The following is an 18,147-nucleotide window of genomic DNA, read 5'->3' on the forward strand; positions in this document are numbered from 1 at the left end:
TGCCCGCCTCGACCGGTCCGCGCACCGGCTTGAAATTATCACGCGCGCGCGCCGTGGTGGCGAAGACGAAGTTCAGGTCGGCAACCGCCGAGGCCAGATCGTCAAAGACCGTGACAGCATCGATGACATGGTCGGCGCGGCTCGCGGCAGCGCGCGCCTTCTCGCTTGGCCAGCCGTCGCGCGGATTCACGAGGCGCAGTTCGGCAAGCCCAAAATTCGCCATGGCGCGCGCGACCATGCCGATATTCTCGCCGAGCTGCGGCTCGACGAGGATGATCGCCGGGCCTGCGGCAGGAGGGATGTCGTTACTGGCTTGCATGATGTCAATGAACTGCTGTTTGCGGCATTTCAGCGTCCCCTGCCATATCCGGCCGCGAAAATGAAGCGTTCACAAGGAGAGGCCGATGGCGGTAGTCGAGCCAGGCCACGCGGATCGCCGTTTGCGCGGCCAAAAATGCTTTGATATACGGGCCGCATCCCCGGCCGAAAGCCATGCGGGCAAGGCCGTTCCGATCCCCAACAATGAGGCATTCTTTCCATGGCGAAGATCAAGGTGGCGAACCCGGTCGTCGAACTCGACGGCGACGAGATGACCCGCATCATCTGGCAGTTCATCAAGGATAAGCTGATTCACCCCTATCTCGACCTCAAGCTTGAATATTACGACCTCAGCGTCGAGCACCGCGACGCCACCAACGACCAGGTGACGATCGATTCGGCCAATGCCATCAAGAAACATGGCGTTGGCGTGAAATGCGCAACGATCACGCCCGACGAGCAGCGTGTCGAGGAATTCAAGCTGAAGAAGATGTGGAAGTCGCCGAACGGCACCATCCGCAACATCCTCGGCGGCACCATCTTTCGCGAGCCGATCATCATGAAGAACGTCCCGCGGCTGGTGCCCGGCTGGACCAAGCCGATCATAGTGGGCCGTCATGCCTTCGGCGACCAGTACCGTGCCACCGACTTCCGCTTTCCCGGCAAGGGCAAGCTGACGATCAAGTTCGTCGGCGAGGACGGCAAGGTCATCGAGCATGAGGTGTTCGATGCGCCGGCCGCCGGCGTCGCCATGGCCATGTACAATCTCGACGAGTCGATCCGGGAATTCGCCCGCGCCTCGCTGAATTACGGCCTGCTGCGCAACTACCCGGTCTACCTCTCGACCAAGAACACCATCCTCAAGGCCTATGACGGCCGCTTCAAGGACATTTTCCAGGAAGTCTACGAGGCTGAATTCGAGGCCGAATTCAAGGCGAAAAAGATCTGGTACGAGCACCGGCTGATCGACGACATGGTCGCCTCCAGCCTGAAATGGTCGGGCGGCTATGTCTGGGCCTGCAAGAACTACGATGGCGACGTGCAGTCGGACACGGTGGCGCAAGGTTTTGGGTCGCTCGGCCTGATGACCTCGGTGCTGATGACGCCGGACGGCAAGACGGTGGAGGCGGAGGCCGCGCACGGCACCGTTACCCGCCACTATCGCCAGCACCAGAAGGGCGAGGAAACCTCGACCAATTCGATCGCCTCGATCTTCGCCTGGACGCGCGGCCTCGCCCATCGCGCCAAGCTCGACGACAACGCCGACCTGAAGCGTTTTGCTGAGACGCTCGAAAGGGTCTGCATCCAGACCGTCGAGGCCGGCTTCATGACCAAGGACCTGTCGCTGCTGATCGGCCCCGACCAGCCATGGCTTTCGACCACCGGCTTCCTCGACAAGATCGATGAGAATCTGCAGAAGGCGATGGCCTGACGGCCAAACGAGATGAACAAGCCCGTCGTCTACGGGGCGGACTACAGCGTCTATGTGCGCATCGTCCGCCTCGTGCTCGAGGAAAAGGGCATCGACTATGAGCTTGTGCCGGTCGATGTCTTCGCGGCGGACGGTGTTCCCCGCTGGTATTTCGGCCATCACCCGTTCGGTCGCATCCCTGCCTTCGAGCATGACGGGTTTCGGCTTTGCGAGACCAGCGCAATTGCCAGATATGTCGACGAGGCGTTCGACGGGCCGGCGCTGCAACCGCAAGAGGCGCGCAGTCGGGCGACCATGAACCAGATCATCGGCATGCTCGACGCCTATGCCTATCGGGCTATGGTCTGGGATGTCGCCGTCGAGCGGCTGGAGAAGACGGCGCCTGACGAGGCTTTGATCGTCGCCGGACTTCGGCAGGCGAGAACGGCATTACAGGCGCTCTCCTCGCTGAAAGCCGAGGGGCCATGGCTGTTGGGAGCGGAGCTGACGCTCGCCGACCTGCACGCCGCGCCAATCATCGGCTATTTCGTCAAGGTTGCCGAGGGTCAAAACCTGCTGGCGGAGTTTGCCGACATCCACGACTGGTGGACCCGCATAGCTCAGCGTCCAAGCTTTTCCCGAACTGAAAAGGCAGGCTGAGGCAAATGGCAGTTGTTCATTCGGGAAGGTAGATTTCCGCCTTCATGAAGGTTTTCGCACGACCTACGATCAGCACGCGATCTCCGACCAAGTCACATAGCAAATGCCCGCCGCGATGCGAGCATTGGAATGCCGACAGATGCGTCTTGCCGAGTTTCTCAGACCAGTAAGGCACCAGTGTCGCATGAGTGGAGCCCGTCACCGGATCCTCGGGAATGCCCGCCCCAGGCACGAAATAACGCGAGACGAAATCATGGGCTCGCCCAGGCGCCGTAATGACCAGGCCAAGAGGATGAAGGGTTCCGATCCTCAGCAGATCGGGAACGAATGACCGTACGGAAGCCTCGTCGGCAAGCTCGACAAACAGGTTTTCGAAATTGCGGAAGCTCGAAACCGTGCCCAGAGGAAATATCTCTTGCAGCGCCAGCGTTAACTTCCCTCCGAGCGGCTGCGGCGGAAAACACGGCAGATCGAGCTGGTAGGCACCTTCCCGCTGGGAAACCCGTAACTCACCCACCCGCGTGGCAAAGGCCATGTCGCCAGACACATTGTGTTCCGCGGCCAATACATGGGCGGTCGCAAGAGTAGCATGGCCACAGAAGTCGACTTCATGAACCGGCGTGAACCAGCGCAAATCCCAACCCTTGCCATTCGGCCGCGCAAACGCGGTTTCAGCAAGATTGTTCTCGTTTGCGATGGCCTGCATCACATCGTCCGATAGCCAGTCCGCCAAAATGAGAACGGCAGCAGGGTTGCCCTGGAAAGCCCGTTCGGCAAAGGCGTCGACTTGATACATGGTCAACGTTGCCACATCATCCACGCTGCCACTCCGGCCTCGCCTGACTGGTGCAGGATTCACGCAGCTTCCAGCGCCGCCTTCACCGCAGCAATCGCTTCCTCGGCTTTCGAGGCATCCGGGCCGCCGGCCTGGGCCATGTCAGGCCGACCGCCGCCGCCCTGCCCGCCCAAGGCAGCGGATGCCACGCGCACCAGATCGACGGCGCTGAAGCGAGCGGTCAGATCGTCGGTGACACCGACCACGACGCTCGCCTTGTTGTCCTCGCCGGCGCCAACGAAGACCACGATGCCGGAGCCGAGCGACTTCTTGCCGGCATCGGCCAACGGCTTCAAATCTTTTGGCGAGACGCCGGATACCGCCTTGCCAAGGAAACCGATACCGGCAATGGTTTCGTTTTCCGCAGGCACACCGGATGGCGAGCGGTCGCCCAGCGCCAGCTTCTTGCGCGCCTCGGTCAGTTCCTTTTCGAGCTTCTTGCGCTCATCGAGCAGCGCCTCGACGCGGGCCGGCACGTCGGCCGGCGAAATCTTCAGCGTGGCAGCGACCGCCTTCAGCCGTTTGTCCTGCTCGTCGAGATGCTTTCTGGCCGCCTCTCCGGTCAACGCCTCGATACGGCGCACGCCGGCGGCGACAGCGCTGTCCGACACGACGCGCACCAGACCGATATCGCCGGTCGCCCTGACATGCGTGCCGCCGCAGAGCTCGACCGAATAGGGTCGGTTGGCCTTGGCGCCATGCAAGCCCATTCCCATCGAAACGACGCGCACTTCGTCGCCATACTTCTCGCCGAACAGCGCCATGGCGCCCTCGGCGATGGCGTCGTCGACCGACATAAGGCGCGTCGACACCGGGCTGTTCTGGACGACGATCTCGTTGGCCATGCGCTCGACCTCTTCGAGCTCGTCCGGCGAAATCGGCTTGTTGTGCGAGATGTCGAAGCGCAGACGCTCGGGCGCAACCAGCGAGCCCTTCTGCGCGACATGAGTGCCGAGCACCTCGCGCAGCGCCTCATGGATCAGATGCGTCGCGGAATGGTTCGCGCGCAGCCTGGAGCGGCGCGCATGGTCGACCTTCAGCTCGACGGTTCCGCCCGTGTTGACCGTGCCGCTGATCACCTTGCCGAGATGCACGAAAAGCCCATCGGCCTTCTTCTGCGTATCGGAGATCTCGATCGAGAACCCTTCGCCTAAAATGAGGCCGGTGTCGCCCATCTGGCCGCCGGATTCGCCATAGAACGGCGTCTGGTTGACGACCACGGCAACGGCGTCGCCCTTGGCCGCGCTGTCAACGGTCTTGCCGTCCCTGACCAGCGCCTGGATGAGGCCTTCCGCCTGCTCGGTCTCGTAACCGAGGAACTCGGTGGCGCCGTTCTTCTCGCGCACCGGGAACCACACCGTTTCGGTCGCGGCCTCGCCGGAGCCAGCCCAGCTCTTGCGCGCCTCGGCCTTCTGCTGCTCCATCGCATTGGTGAAGCCGGCAAGATCGACCGAGATGTTGCGCTGACGCAGCGCGTCCTGCGTCAGATCGAGCGGAAAGCCATAGGTGTCGTAGAGCTTGAAGGCTGTCTCGCCATCCAGCATGTCGCCGGCGCCCAGTCTTTCCGTCGCCTCTGAAAGCAGGCCCAGGCCGCGCACCAGCGTCTTGCGGAAACGCGTTTCCTCAAGCTTCAGCGTCTCGGTGATCATCTGTTCGCCGCGCACCAGTTCCGGGTAGGCCTGGCCCATCTCGCGCACCAGCGCCGGCACCAGGCGCCACATCAGCGGATCGCGGGCACCGAGCAACTGTGCATGGCGCATGGCGCGGCGCATGATGCGACGAAGCACATAGCCGCGGCCTTCATTGGACGGCAGCACGCCGTCGGCCACCAGGAAGCAAGACGAACGCAAATGATCGGCGATGACGCGGAACGATCCGACGGTGTCCGCATCCGGACCGCGGCCGAGCGCGGACGACGCAGCGTCGACCAGGTGACGGAACAGGTCGGTCTCGAAGACGCTCTCCACCCCTTGCAGAATGGAGGCCATGCGCTCCAGGCCCATGCCGGTGTCGATCGACGGGCGCGGCAGGTCGATGCGCTCGTCCTTCGTCACCTGTTCATACTGCATGAACACCAGGTTCCAGAATTCGAGAAAACGGTCGCCGTCCTCCTCGGGGCTGCCGGGAGGCCCGCCCCAGATGTGCTCGCCACGGTCGATGAAGATCTCCGAGCACGGCCCACAAGGTCCGGTGTCGCCCATCGCCCAGAAATTGTCCGAGGTCGGAATGCGGATGATGCGATCGTCGGAAAAGCCGGCGATCTTCTTCCAGAAGGCGGCGGCCTCGTCATCGGTGTGATAGACGGTGACCAGCAGCTTGTCCTGCTTCAGCCCGAACTCCTTGGTGATCAGGTTCCAGGCAAGCTCGATAGCGCGTTCCTTGAAATAGTCGCCGAACGAGAAATTGCCGAGCATCTCGAAGAAGGTCAGGTGGCGGGCGGTGTAGCCGACATTGTCGAGGTCATTGTGCTTGCCGCCGGCGCGCACACTCTTCTGAGCCGTCGTGGCACGCGAATAAGGTCGCTTTTCCAGGCCTGTGAAGACGTTCTTGAACTGCACCATGCCGGCATTGGTGAACATCAGCGTCGGATCGTTGCGCGGCACCAGCGGGCTCGACGCGACGACCTCGTGACCCTCCTTGCGGAAATAGTCGAGGAATGTCGACCGGATCTCGTTAACGCCACTCATGAATAATACTGCCTTTTAACTTTTAGAGAGAGCCGTCGGCCCGGCCGACGGCAAATGGACATGGCCTTTTAGCCGCCGCGTTGCACCCTGTCCAGAAACACGGAATTGGGCCAATTTGCAGGGCTTGTCGGTCATCTCGGCGCCGCCGCTGAAACGCAAACCGCCGGCGCTAGGCCGGCGGTTCGAAACGCAACAATACAGAACTCGATTACATGAGCTGCAGGTGATGAGCGGGAATTATGGCCAAACTCCGGCCACCACCGAAGCCTCACATCGCGCCGGCTTCATCCTCGAAACCATCGTCGCCGCCTTCGGAACCACCATTCTCGAGGAATTTCTCCGCGATCAGCCCGGCATTCTGCCGCAGCGCCAATTCGATCTCGCGCGCCGTATCGGGATTGTCGCGCAGGAACAATTTGGCGTTCTCACGGCCCTGGCCGAGACGCTGCGAATTGTAGGAGAACCAGGCGCCCGACTTCTCGACCACGCCGGCTTTGACGCCAAGGTCGACCAGCTCGCCAGTCTTGGACACGCCCTCGCCATACATGATGTCGAATTCGACCACCTTGAAGGGCGGCGCCAGCTTGTTCTTGACGACCTTGACGCGGGTCTGGTTGCCGACGACCTCGTCGCGGTCTTTGACCGAGCCGATGCGGCGAATGTCGAGGCGGACCGAAGCATAGAATTTCAGCGCGTTGCCGCCGGTCGTGGTCTCGGGCGAACCGAACATGACGCCGATCTTCATGCGGATCTGGTTGATGAAGATGACCATGGTGTTGGAGCGCGAGATCGAGGCGGTCAGCTTGCGCAGCGCCTGGCTCATCAGGCGGGCCTGCAGGCCCGGCAGCGAATCGCCCATCTCGCCCTCAATTTCGGCGCGCGGCGTCAGCGCCGCGACCGAATCGACCGCCAGCACGTCGATGGCGCCGGAACGCACCAGCGTGTCGCAGATCTCCAGCGCCTGCTCGCCGGTATCAGGCTGCGAGATCAGCAGGTTCTCGAGATCGACGCCGAGCTTGCGGGCATAGACCGGATCGAGCGCATGCTCAGCATCGACGAAGGCGCAGATGCCGCCCTTCTTCTGGGCCTCGGCCACCGTGTGCAGCGCTAGCGTCGTCTTGCCCGAGCTTTCCGGCCCGTAGATCTCGACGATGCGGCCGCGCGGCAGACCGCCGACGCCAAGCGCGATGTCGAGGCCAAGCGAGCCGGTCGGCACCGTTTCGATCTCGACGACCTGCTCGTTTGCGCCGAGCCGCATGATCGAGCCCTTGCCGAAGGCACGCTCGATTTGCGACAGCGCCGCATCCAGAGCCTTTGATTTATCCACTGCTTTGTCCTCTACAAGCCGCAAAGAATTCTGAGCCATGATACATCACCCCTTGGTCGTCAATGAAGGCCGGACAATCCGTAATCCTTATTAATTTGTACCTTTTTTGTTCTCATTTGGCAAGGGGATACAACCCATTGAAAAACAAAAAGTATCCGCATTTGTTCTTTTTTTGTTTCGCGCTTTCACGCCAAGATGTATCCCGCGTCTCCCGCAGGATCGTGCCGGCATCTTCCGAATCGCGCCTCCGGTTGCCGGGTTCCGCCGGACAACCTAGTCTTCACCTGGCAACAGCAATGGTCTTCTCGCCGGCATGATGAAGTCGCCGACAATCCTGGCCGTAGGCGGCGCCTATATAGATCGGCGCGGCCAGGTTTCGGGCGCCTTTGTGCCGGCAGCGTCGAATCCCGGCACGATGCGCGAGGCTGTCGGCGGCGCCGTCTTCAATGCGCTGCGCAGCGCCGTGCGCCGCGGCGTTTCCGGCTCGCTGCTTTCGGTGCGCGGCGGTGATGTTCTGGCCGATACGGTCTCGCGCGCCATCCATGCTGCCGGCATTGCCGATCTGTCCGCGGTGTTCCTCGATCGCGCGACGCCGAGCAACACGATGCTGGTCGACGGCGACGGTGCGCTGATCGTCGGCCTTGCCGACATGGCGCTCTACGATCTGGCGCTTGCCAAGCAGATCCGCCGCGCCAAGGTGCGCGAGGCGATCAGCACTGCCGATGCGATCCTGTGCGACGCAAACCTGCCATCGGCAGCACTTGAGCGGCTGGTGGCGCTTGCCGCCGGCAAGCCGGTTTTCGCCCTTGCCGTCTCACCGGCCAAGGCGGCGCGACTCGCGCCAATGCTCGGCAGTCTGGCGCTGGTCTTCATGAACCGGCGCGAGGCCATCGCACTCGCCGATGTGGGTATCGGTGCTGCGGAGCAAGATATCATCGACGGCCTGAGGCGCGCGGACCTCAAAGGCGGCGTCGTGACGGCGGATGACGGTCCGGTGCTGGGCTTCGACGAGGTCGGCGCCTTCTCGATCCTGCCGCCAGCCCCAGGAAAGGTGTCGGACAGCGCCGGCGATGCGCTGGGGGGTGCAACGGTGGCTGCCCTGCTCAACGGCCTGACACTACGTGCGGCGCTACGCGAAGGCGTTGCCGTGGCGATGCTTGCCAGCGAGGGTATGGGGCGTGCGCCGGCTTTTACGGCGGCGAGTTTTGCTGAGGCGCTGACCCTTGTGCCCGAGGCGCAGGACTTGGCATGAGGTGATGACCAGCGGGGAGGCAAGCCTACTTGCCGGCCCGCAGCCCCGCCTCATAGGCCCGGCGTGCCCAGACCGCCATCTCATCCGGATCATCGAAGGCACTGTCAGGGATGCTCCAGTATGGCATGGACACGAGTTTGCCATGCCTCGAGCCGGTATAGGTCCATTGCCGACAGCCGGCCGCTTCGAATTCCGGCGCGCTTTCCGCGTCGGCCTTCAGCAAAAGTTCACCGCGAAGGACGATCGCGACGATGACCCGGTCGAAGTAGATGCCCTTGCCGCCGAACAGCTTGCGGATGCTGACCGGGCCCAAGCCTTCGAAAAGTTCGGCGATGCGTTCATTGTCCATGCCGCGATCATGTCATCGGGATTTCTCCTTGTCATCGCCGCAACCAGCACCATCCTGACAAGTTGAGACCAATTTCGTCGGAGTTTTTTCATGCCGCTTCTGCTCAAAGGGTCCTGCCGGTGCAACGCTGTCCGTTTCGAGGTGGAAAGCCACACGCCGGTGCCGTTCATGCTGTGCTACTGCTCGATCTGCCGCAAGCAGCAGGGCGGCGGTGGCTTTGCCATCAATCTCGGCGCCGATTTCGACACGTTGAAAATCAAGGGCAAACGCAATCTTGGCGTCTACCAGGCGGAGATCGAGGACGACGAGCATCCGCAATGCGAGGTTTCAACGGGCGAGCGGAATTTCTGCCGGAAATGCGGATCGGCACTGTGGCTCTACGATCCGACCTGGCCGGAACTGGTCCATCCCTTCGCGCCGGCGATCGACACAGACCTGCCGAAACCACCTGAAAAGGTGCATCTCATGCTGAAATACAAGGCGAACTGGGTCGAACCTGACGTCGGCAAGGGCGACAAGGTGTTCGACGTCTACCCGGAAGAGTCGATCGCCGACTGGCACAAACGAACAAAAATGTGGGTGGAGTGAGGAGCCCGATCAGGCCGAAGCGCGTGCCTCGGCCAGTGCCTTCAGATCGGCCGGCTTGAGCTCAACCGATTCGCCGCAACCGCAGGCCGAACTCTGGTTCGGGTTGCGGAAGGTGAAGCCGGTGCGCAGCGTCGTCTGCTCGAAATCCATCTCGGTGCCGAACAGGAAAAGCGCCGCTTCGGGCGCGACATAGACATGGGCGCCGTCGCGCTCGATATGATCGTCCTTGGTGTTCGGCTCGGTCACCAGGTCGACCGTATACTCCATGCCGGCGCAGCCGCCCTTCTTGATGCCGAGACGAATGCCATGCGCATTCTCACGGGTTGCGACGATCTCGCGCACCCGGTCAGCAGCCTTTTCGGTCATCGTGATGACGGCGAAGCGTCCCATCTTCTTCTTTCTCCATTGCGTGCAGGTTCAAGGCCTGCCGAATGATTCCTCACCTAAAATGGTGAAATTTTCTGCCCGGCGCAAGTATGCCCATTAATACCAGCCCACCGCGACCTGCGCCTCTTCCGACATGCGGTCGGGCGACCAGGGCGGATCGAAGGTCATGTTGACCTCGACGCCGGACACGCCTTCGACGGCGCCGACGGCATTCTCCACCCAGCCGGGCATTTCGCCGGCCACCGGACAGCCCGGCGCGGTCAGCGTCATGTCGATCTTGACCGAGCGGTCGTCCTCGATGTCGATCTTGTAGATCAGGCCAAGCTCGTAGATGTCGGCCGGGATTTCCGGATCGTAGACTGTCTTGAGCGCCGAGACGATGTCGTCGGTCAGCCGCGCCAGTTCGTCGGCGGGAATGGCCGAGGCGGAAACTAGACCGTTAGCGGTCGTTTCCGAAGTGGTCTCAGCGGTGCGGCCTGCATCATCCATGATCGTCACCCGAAGAACTTTCGCGCTTTTTCGAGCGCATCTGCCAAAGCGTCGACTTCGGCCCTGGTATTATACATGCCGAACGATGCTCTGCATGTGGAGGTTACGCCGAAACGTTTCAACAGCGGCTGGGCGCAATGCGTGCCTGCGCGGACAGCAACGCCTTGCCTATCGATTACCATCGACACGTCGTGGGCATGAATGCCCTGAAGCTCGAAGGAGATGATGGCGCCCTTATCGGGCGCATCGCCGAAGATGCGCAGCGAGTTGATGGCCCGCAGCCGCTGATGGGCATAATCCTTCAAATCGGCCTCGTGCGCGGCAATGCGCTCGCGGCCGATCTTTTCCATGTATTCCAGCGCAGAGCCCAGCCCGATCGCCTGCACGATCGGCGGCGTGCCGGCCTCGAAGCGGTGCGGCGGATCGTTGTAGGTGACGATGTCTTGCGTCACCTCCTCGATCATCTCGCCGCCGCCCATGAATGGGCGCATGCGTTCCAGCATGTCCTTCTTGCCATAGAGCACGCCGATGCCCGAGGGCCCGTAGACTTTGTGGCCGGTGAAGACGAAGAAATCGCAGTCGAGATCCTGGACGTCGATCGGCATATGCACGGCGCTCTGGCTGCCGTCGACCAGCACCGGAATGCCGCGCGCGTGCGCGATACGGACGATCTCCTTGATCGGCGTCACCGTGCCCAACGCATTCGACATGTGCGTGATGGCGACGAGCTTGGTGCGATCGGTCAGCCGCTTCTCGAACTCTTCGATATGGAAGACGCCGAGATCGTCGACCGGCACCCAGACAAGCTTGGCACCCTGCCGCTCGCGGATGAAATGCCACGGCACGATGTTGGAATGGTGCTCCATGATCGAAAGGACTATTTCGTCGCCCTCGCCGATATTGGGCATGCCATAGCCGTAGGCGACAGTGTTGATCGCCGCGGTCGTGTTGGAAGTGAAGACGATGTTGTCGGTGCTTGGCGTGTTGAGGAAACGGCGAACCGTCTCGCGCGCTTTCTCATAGGCATCGGTCGCGGCATTCGACAGGAAATGCAGCCCGCGATGGACGTTGGCGTATTCCTGGGAATAAGCGTGCTGGATGGTGTCGAGCACGATCTGCGGCTTCTGTGCCGAAGCGCCATTGTCGAGATAGACCAGCGGTTTGCCGTAGACTTCCCGCGACAGGATCGGGAAGTCGCGGCGGATCGCCTCGACGTCGTAGGGGATGTTTTCGACTTTCTGGTCCATCACAAGCTCTCTCGAGGCATCGCCTCATTCCGTCCAGCACCCCTCACCCACTTCACCCGTGCGTCGCGAACCAGCCGTCGAGCCTCGTTTCCAGCGCCTCGACAATCGCCTCGTCGTCCAGTTCCTCGATCACCTCGGCGACGAACGCCTTCACCAACAGGCCACGGGCCGACTTCTCGTCGATACCGCGCGCCATCAGGTAGAACAGATGGCTGTGGTCGATCTCGGTGACGGTCGCGCCATGGCCGCAGACGACGTCGTCGGCGAAGATCTCGAGCTCCGGCTTGGTCGAGAACTCGCCGTCGTCCGACAGAAGCAGCGTGTTGCAGGCCATCTTGGCGTTGGTCTTCTGCGCATATTGGTGGACGTTGATGCGCCCCTGGAAGACGCCGCGCGCTCTTCCCGTCACCACGTTGCGGATCACTTCCGTGGAAGCCGTGTGCGGCACGGCATGGTCGAGCACCATGGTCACGTCCGTATGGGTGTCGCCGGCAAGCAGGTTGATGCCGCGCAGCGTGAAATCGGCGCCTTCGCCTGTCGTCTTGACCACGATCTCCTGACGCACCAGCTTGCCGCCGGCATTCATCACGAACAGCGTCAGTTTGGAATTCTTGCCAAGATGCGCCTTGAACTGGGCAAGATGCGTGGCCGTATCCGGCTGCTCCTGCACGATCAGCCACGTCACGTCGGCGCCCTCGTCAAGCAGAAGCTGGCTGACCGAACTGACCAGTGCGGCGCCCTCGCCCGTCTGGCGCTCGACGATGACAGCCTTGGCGCCGGCACCGACGCGGACGGCCAGGCGCACATGCGTCTGGCCGCCGGCCTGCAGGTTCTGCAACTCGACTGGCTTGTCCAGTTCGGCGCCATCGGCGATGTCGACAAAATAGCCGTCGGCGACAAAGGCTGTGTTCAGTGCGCCGATGGCATCGTCGGTGCCGTAGGGATCGAGCCCAGGTGCGATGCTGCCGTCGGTTAATTTCTCCGACAGGCGCTGGACGATAACGCCGTCGATGACAGGCACTTTCGCGCTCGACACGCCGTTCAGCACCGGCAAAATGACGGAGCCCTCAACGATCGGCGCAATGGCTTTCGCGGCGGCTGCCGGATCGAAGTCCGGCACTGCATTCAGCAGACGGCGCAGGTCGGTGTAATGCCAGGATTCGATGCGCCGCGTCGGCAGTCCGCTCTTGATCGCCTCGATGGCGTCGTCGCGCTTCAGCATCACCGTGCCGTCGCCGGGCAGCAGCGACAGCCGGTCGCTGAAGGCGTCGATCAGCGCTGTTTCGGCCGGCGTTCGCTGGGGTGTCGTGTGTATATTCATCAGTTTCGCCTTGTTTGGCTTGCCTTCTGGGCCTTCTGGCATCTCACGCGGCTTGGCCGATCACGCCGGCATAGCCATTGGCTTCGAGGTCGAGCGCCAGCGACTTGTCGCCGGACTTGACCACCTGGCCTCTGTAGAGCACGTGCACACTATCCGGCACGATGTACTGAAGCAGGCGCTGGTAGTGGGTGATGATGACGATGGCGCGGTCTGGCGCGCGCAACGCATTGACGCCTTCCGAGACGATCTTCAGCGCATCGATGTCGAGGCCGGAATCAGTCTCGTCGAGCACGCACAGTTTTGGCTCCAGAAGCTTCATCTGCAGGATCTCGGCGCGCTTCTTCTCGCCGCCGGAAAAGCCGACATTGAGCGGCCGTTTCAGCATTGCCATGTCCATGTCGAGCAAGGCGGCCGCGTCCTTCACGCGCTTCAGGAATTCGGGGATCTTCAGCGGCTCCTCGCCGCGCGCCTTGCGCTGCTCGTTCATCGCCACTTTCAGGAATTCCATCGTCGCCACGCCCGGTATCTCCATCGGATACTGAAAGGCGAGGAAGATGCCTGCGGTGGCACGCTCGGCCGGGTCCATTTCGAGGATCGACTGGCCGTTGTAGAGGATTTCGCCTTCGGTCACTTCATAATCCTCGCGACCGGCGAGGATGTAGGACAGCGTCGATTTTCCTGAGCCGTTAGGGCCCATAATGGCGGCGACCTCACCGGCTTTCACCGTCAGGTTCAAGCCGCGGATGATCTCGGTGCCGTCATCGACGATGCGGGCATGCAGGTTTCTGATCTCAAGCATTTTTTCTTTTCCTGAAAATTTTTATCCGGTCAGCCGACCGAGCCCTCTAAGCTAATCCCAATCAGCTTCTGCGCCTCGACCGCGAACTCCATCGGCAGTTGCTGGATGACGTCCTTGACGAAGCCGTTGACGATCAGCGCGATCGCCTCTTCTTCCGGAATGCCGCGCTGCATGACGTAGAATTTCTGGTCCTCGGAAATCTTCGAGGTGGTCGCCTCATGCTCGAACTGCGCCGTCGCGTTCTTGGCTTCCATGTAGGGCACGGTATGCGCGCCGCACTGGTCGCCGATGAGCAGCGAGTCGCAATTGGTGAAGTTGCGGGCGTTGGTCGCCTTGCGGTGCGCCGAGACCTGCCCGCGATAGGTGTTCTGCGAGAAGCCGGCGGCAATGCCCTTGGAGATGATACGGCTCGACGTGTTCTTGCCGAGATGGATCATCTTGGTGCCGCTATCGACCTGCTGGTAGCCGTTCGACACGGCGATCGAATAGAACTCGCCGCTGGAATCGTCGCCGCGCAAGATGCAGCTCGGATATTTCCAGGTGATCGCCGAGCCGGTCTCGACCTGCGTCCACGAAATCTTCGAGCGATCGCCACGGCAGTCGCCACGCTTGGTGACGAAATTGTAGATGCCGCCCTTGCCCTCGGCATCGCCGGGGTACCAGTTCTGCACCGTCGAGTATTTGATCTCGGCATCGTCGAGCGCGATCAGTTCGACCACGGCGGCGTGAAGCTGGTTCTCGTCGCGCTGCGGCGCCGTGCAGCCTTCGAGATAGGAGACGTATGCCCCCTCCTCGGCGATGATCAGCGTGCGCTCGAACTGGCCGGTATTCTTCTCGTTCATGCGGAAATAAGTCGACAATTCCATCGGGCATCGCACGCCCTTGGGCACGAACACGAAGGAGCCATCGGTGAACACCGCCGAATTCAGCGTGGCGTAGAAATTGTCGGAGGTCGGCACGACCGAACCGAGATACTTCTTCACCAGTTCCGGATGCTCGCGGATGGCTTCCGAGATCGAGCAGAAGATGACGCCGGCCTGTGCCAGCTCCTTCTTGAAGGTGGTGACGACGGAAACTGAATCGAACACAGCATCGACGGCGACGCGACCAGACTTGTAGACATTGTCGCTGGCTTCCTCGAATTCCGACACATCGGTTTTCTGCACGCCGGCGAGGATTTCCTGTTCCTTCAGCGGGATACCGAGCTTTTCATAGACCCTCAACAGTTCGGGATCGACGTCGCTCAGCGAGGTCGGTCCCGGCGTGCTCTTGGGCGCCGCATAGTAGTAGAGGTCCTGGAAATCGATCTTCGGATAATGGACGCGCGCCCACTTCGGCTCGTCCAGCGTCACCCAGCGCCGATAGGCTTCCAGACGCCATTCCAGCATCCAGGACGGCTCGTCCTTCTTCGCTGAAATGAAGCGGATAATATCTTCGCTCAGGCCCTTTGGGGCCTTGTCCATCGCGATTTCGGTCTGGAATCCGTATTTATACTGGTCGACGTCGATCTTTCGGACCCGATCGATCGTGTCCTGCACAGCAGGCATATGCGTTCTCCATCCACGCCGGGGTCAAGGCCCGGCAGTTTTCAAACTATGGCACCGCGAAACGAGTACCCCGAGGGCAACCCTAAGCGGCGTAAGTTCCATATAGTGCGTCCCTGCCGGAAATTCACCCGGCCACCATGAAACGCACGGCTCTACCAGGCCGGAAGGCCTGCATCATTCTGCCGCACTCAGGCGGCTTTTTCCCTGCCCCCGCGGCGCGAGGCAATATCTGCCAGCGCGGCACGGAACAGTTCGATGTCCTCGGCGCTCGTTGCGTGGCCGATGGACACGCGCAAAGCGCCAAGGCTGTCACTGTGCCCCATGGCCTTCAGCACATGGCTCGGGCCGACCTTGCCCGACGAACAGGCCGATCCGGCCGACAGCGCCACGCCGGCCAGGTCGAAGGCGATCTGCGCCGTCTCGGCCTTGATGCCCGCAATAGCGAAGAATGTCGTATTGGCAAGCCTCGGCGCGCCGGTTCCGAAGATTTCCGCATCCGGCACCAGCGTTTTTACGAAGGCCTCGATCTCGTCGCGATGGCGACCGACTGCGTCAATGCTCTTCAATCCGATCAGGGCCTCCCGCGCCGCCGCGCCAAAACCGACGATCGCGGCCGGGTTTTCGGTGCCGCCGCGATGACCCCTTTCCTGGCCGCCGCCCGTGATCAAGGGCCTCGGCATCATCAGGTCCGAAGCGGCGACGATGGCGCCAACGCCCTTGGGACCGCCGATCTTGTGCGAAGACAGAATCAAGTAATCGGCGTAACCCGCTGACATATCGAGCGGAATGCGACCGGCCGCCTGCACGGCGTCGACGACCAGGATGCCGCCCGCCGCCTTGACGATTTCGGCGATGCGGTCGACGGGCTGGATGACGCCGGTCTCGTTGTTGGCGGCATGGGTCGCCACCAGCGGCAGGCCGTCTACCTTGTCGTGCGCGGCGAGTGCCGCCGCCAACGCGTCCAGCTTGATTATGCCGTTGCCCTCGACGCCGATCCGCGTCACCTGGGCTGCTGGAAAACGCCCGCCATTCAGCACGCAAGGATGGTCGGCCTCGCAGACGTAGAGCCGGCCCATGCGGATAGTGCCGCGCCCCATCTGCCAATCCGGCGTCAGCAACGTCGAGGCGGCTTCCGTCGCACCGGAGGTGAACACGACATGCTCGGCCCTGGCGTTGACCAGTGCTGCCACATCGCGCCTCGCATTCTCGATCAGCCGCCGTGCGGCGCGCCCCTCGGCATGGACCGAAGACGGGTTGGCGGCGGCATCGAGGGCGGCAATCATTGCCGCACGCGCCGCGGCAAGCAGCGGCGCACTGGCATTATAGTCGAGATAGGCGCGTCTTCCGGTCATTTTCGTTTCGATTGGTCCCTTCAAGAGCCATTCCGCGAGGATAGCGCGTTATTTCCTTGAAATTGCAAGGCAAGCCGTCCTATTTACGCGACTTGCGGCGCGGGTGGCCGAGCCACGATTTTTTTGGCCACCCAGTTTTGAACAATTCTAAACTAGCTTCTAAGAAGACGCTCGCCCTGCGTCAAGGCCAGAGGAAGAGTTGTTCCGGGCGCCGCGCATTCTTATGCCATGTGGAGTATTTTATGCCTGAGGTCATTTTTACCGGTCCGGCCGGCCGCCTGGAGGGTCGCTACCAGCCTTCCAAGGAAAAGAGCGCGCCGATTGCCATCGTCCTGCATCCGCACCCCCAGTTCGGCGGCACGATGAACAACAAGATCGTCTACGACCTCTTCTACATGTTCCAGAAGCGGGATTTCACCACGCTTCGCTTCAATTTTCGCGGCATTGGCCGCAGCCAGGGCGAATTCGACCATGGCACCGGCGAATTGTCGGATGCGGCCGCGGCACTTGACTGGGTGCAGTCGCTGCACCCGGATTCCAAGAGCTGCTGGGTCGCCGGCTATTCGTTCGGCTCGTGGATCGGCATGCAGCTTCTGATGCGCCGGCCGGAGATCGAAGGCTTCATCTCGATCGCGCCGCAGCCCAACACCTATGATTTCTCGTTCCTGGCGCCCTGCCCGTCGTCTGGCCTCATCATCCATGGCGACGCCGACAAGGTGGCGCCGCCGAAGGATGTGCAGGGGCTGGTCGACAAATTGCATACGCAAAAGGGCATCACCATCACCCAGAAGACCTTGCCCGGCGCCAACCATTTCTTCTCCAACGATGCGGACCTCCTGCTCCAGGAATGCGCGGACTATCTCGATCGCCGGTTGGCCGGTGAATTGTCCGACCCGCGGCCGAAACGGCTGAGATAGCAGCGATGTACCAGCCCCCTCATTTCCAGGAAACGCGGCAGGACGTGCTGCACGGGCTGATCCGGGCGCATCCGCTTGGCCTGCTGATCTCAAATGGAGCCGAGGGGCCGGTCGCCAACGCGATCCCGTTCCTGCTCGACGCCGATGTGCCGCCGAACGGCAGGTTGCGCGCGCATCTGGCGAGAGCCAATCCGCAATGGCGGCTGCTGGCCGACAGCCCGGCATCGCCGGTGCTGGTCGTCTTCCAGGGCACAGACGCCTATGTGACGCCGTCCTGGTATGAAACCAAGCGCGAGACCGGCAAGGTCGTGCCGACCTGGAACTACGCCATTGTCCAGGTGCGCGGCATCGTAACGGTGATCGAGGACCAGGACTGGCTGGCCCAGCAGATTTCCGATTTGACGGTGTCACAGGAAGGCGCTCGCGAAGCACCTTGGGCGGTGACCGACGCGCCAACCACCTTCATCCAGTCGCAGATCAAGGGCATTGTCGGGCTGGAAATCGAGATCACTGACATCCAAGGCAAGTGGAAGGTCAGCCAGAACCGGCCGATCGCCGACCGTAGCGGTGTTGCCGAAGGGCTCGAGAGCGAGAGCCCGAACTCGCCCGACATGGTCCGGCTGGTACGATCCTACGGCGGGCTGGATAGCAAGTAGTATCC

General features: G+C 61.9%; 18 protein-coding genes. 6 read left to right on the top strand and 12 right to left on the bottom strand.

Annotated features, from left to right (window positions below; all coding sequences use genetic code 11):
• Positions 1-319, bottom strand: a 319-nt coding sequence (locus EOC93_RS16865) for a TrmH family RNA methyltransferase (RefSeq protein ID WP_281033146.1), incomplete at its 3' end; no start/stop codon positions are given.
• Positions 320-538: 219 nt separating this feature from the next.
• On the opposite strand from EOC93_RS16865, the gene EOC93_RS16870 reads away from it, so the two are divergent.
• Positions 539-1,750 carry an NADP-dependent isocitrate dehydrogenase gene (locus EOC93_RS16870; RefSeq protein WP_127205182.1) on the top strand — a complete coding sequence of 404 codons (1,212 nt, stop codon included), beginning with the start codon at positions 539-541 and terminating at the stop codon, positions 1,748-1,750.
• A 12-nt stretch (positions 1,751-1,762) separates the two neighbouring features.
• The gene (locus EOC93_RS16875; protein ID WP_127205183.1) at positions 1,763-2,389 is read left to right on the top strand and encodes a glutathione S-transferase family protein; all 627 of its coding nucleotides are present in this window, start codon (positions 1,763-1,765) and stop codon (positions 2,387-2,389) included.
• A 16-nt stretch (positions 2,390-2,405) separates the two neighbouring features.
• Here EOC93_RS16875 and EOC93_RS16880 read toward each other — a convergent pair whose 3' ends face one another.
• The 3 genes from EOC93_RS16880 to recA form a co-directional block, all read right to left on the bottom strand.
• On the bottom strand, positions 2,406-3,209 hold the full coding sequence (locus EOC93_RS16880; RefSeq protein ID WP_348627603.1) for a PhzF family phenazine biosynthesis protein: 804 nt from the start codon (positions 3,207-3,209) through the stop codon (positions 2,406-2,408).
• Positions 3,210-3,244: 35 nt separating this feature from the next.
• On the bottom strand, positions 3,245-5,911 hold the full coding sequence (gene alaS, locus EOC93_RS16885) for an alanine--tRNA ligase (RefSeq protein WP_127205184.1): 2,667 nt from the start codon (positions 5,909-5,911) through the stop codon (positions 3,245-3,247).
• Positions 5,912-6,179: 268 nt separating this feature from the next.
• Entirely contained in the window at positions 6,180-7,277 is a 1,098-nt protein-coding gene (gene recA / locus EOC93_RS16890; RefSeq protein WP_127205185.1) for a recombinase RecA, read from the bottom strand.
• Positions 7,278-7,551: 274 nt separating this feature from the next.
• On the opposite strand from recA, the gene EOC93_RS16895 reads away from it, so the two are divergent.
• On the top strand, positions 7,552-8,490 hold the full coding sequence (locus EOC93_RS16895) for a carbohydrate kinase family protein (protein WP_095489598.1): 939 nt from the start codon (positions 7,552-7,554) through the stop codon (positions 8,488-8,490).
• Positions 8,491-8,515: 25 nt separating this feature from the next.
• On the opposite strand, the gene EOC93_RS16900 is transcribed toward EOC93_RS16895, so the two are convergent.
• Positions 8,516-8,839 carry a TfoX/Sxy family protein gene (locus EOC93_RS16900; protein ID WP_095489599.1) on the bottom strand — a complete coding sequence of 108 codons (324 nt, stop codon included), beginning with the start codon at positions 8,837-8,839 and terminating at the stop codon, positions 8,516-8,518.
• A gap of 90 nt (positions 8,840-8,929) precedes the next feature.
• On the opposite strand from EOC93_RS16900, the gene EOC93_RS16905 reads away from it, so the two are divergent.
• A complete protein-coding gene (locus tag EOC93_RS16905; protein ID WP_127205186.1) occupies positions 8,930-9,427 on the top strand; it encodes a GFA family protein in 498 nt (165 codons plus the stop codon).
• Between the two features lie 9 nt (positions 9,428-9,436).
• Here the strand turns inward: EOC93_RS16905 and sufA are convergent, their stop codons facing one another.
• The 7 genes from sufA to EOC93_RS16940 all read right to left on the bottom strand — a co-directional run bounded on the left by sufA (position 9,437) and on the right by EOC93_RS16940 (position 16,569).
• On the bottom strand, positions 9,437-9,817 hold the full coding sequence (gene sufA / locus EOC93_RS16910; RefSeq protein WP_006206001.1) for a Fe-S cluster assembly scaffold SufA: 381 nt from the start codon (positions 9,815-9,817) through the stop codon (positions 9,437-9,439).
• Between the two features lie 93 nt (positions 9,818-9,910).
• Positions 9,911-10,303 (bottom strand): SUF system Fe-S cluster assembly protein, encoded by a 393-nt coding sequence (locus EOC93_RS16915; RefSeq protein WP_095489690.1) that lies wholly within the window; start codon positions 10,301-10,303, stop codon positions 9,911-9,913.
• Positions 10,304-10,308: 5 nt separating this feature from the next.
• On the bottom strand, positions 10,309-11,550 hold the full coding sequence (locus tag EOC93_RS16920) for a cysteine desulfurase (RefSeq protein ID WP_095489601.1): 1,242 nt from the start codon (positions 11,548-11,550) through the stop codon (positions 10,309-10,311).
• 52 nt (positions 11,551-11,602) lie between these two features.
• Positions 11,603-12,871: a Fe-S cluster assembly protein SufD gene (gene sufD / locus EOC93_RS16925; RefSeq protein WP_095489691.1), complete on the bottom strand. Its 1,269-nt coding sequence runs from the start codon at positions 12,869-12,871 to the stop codon at positions 11,603-11,605.
• A 43-nt stretch (positions 12,872-12,914) separates the two neighbouring features.
• On the bottom strand, positions 12,915-13,670 hold the full coding sequence (gene sufC, locus EOC93_RS16930; RefSeq protein ID WP_095489602.1) for a Fe-S cluster assembly ATPase SufC: 756 nt from the start codon (positions 13,668-13,670) through the stop codon (positions 12,915-12,917).
• A gap of 29 nt (positions 13,671-13,699) precedes the next feature.
• Positions 13,700-15,217: a Fe-S cluster assembly protein SufB gene (sufB, locus tag EOC93_RS16935; RefSeq protein ID WP_029353581.1), complete on the bottom strand. Its 1,518-nt coding sequence runs from the start codon at positions 15,215-15,217 to the stop codon at positions 13,700-13,702.
• Positions 15,218-15,405: 188 nt separating this feature from the next.
• Positions 15,406-16,569 (bottom strand): cysteine desulfurase family protein, encoded by a 1,164-nt coding sequence (locus EOC93_RS16940; protein ID WP_095489692.1) that lies wholly within the window; start codon positions 16,567-16,569, stop codon positions 15,406-15,408.
• A 242-nt stretch (positions 16,570-16,811) separates the two neighbouring features.
• Here EOC93_RS16940 and EOC93_RS16945 point away from each other — a divergent pair, with 242 nt between their 5' ends.
• Both EOC93_RS16945 and EOC93_RS16950 read left to right on the top strand, forming a co-directional pair.
• Positions 16,812-17,486 (top strand): alpha/beta hydrolase, encoded by a 675-nt coding sequence (locus EOC93_RS16945; protein WP_095489603.1) that lies wholly within the window; start codon positions 16,812-16,814, stop codon positions 17,484-17,486.
• Between the two features lie 5 nt (positions 17,487-17,491).
• A complete protein-coding gene (locus EOC93_RS16950; RefSeq protein ID WP_095489604.1) occupies positions 17,492-18,142 on the top strand; it encodes an FMN-binding negative transcriptional regulator in 651 nt (216 codons plus the stop codon).
• Positions 18,143-18,147: the final 5 nt, after the last annotated feature.

This window comes from Mesorhizobium sp. M6A.T.Ce.TU.002.03.1.1, from assembly GCF_003997275.1.
In the GTDB taxonomy this organism is placed as follows: Bacteria; Pseudomonadota; Alphaproteobacteria; order Rhizobiales; family Rhizobiaceae; genus Mesorhizobium; species Mesorhizobium mediterraneum.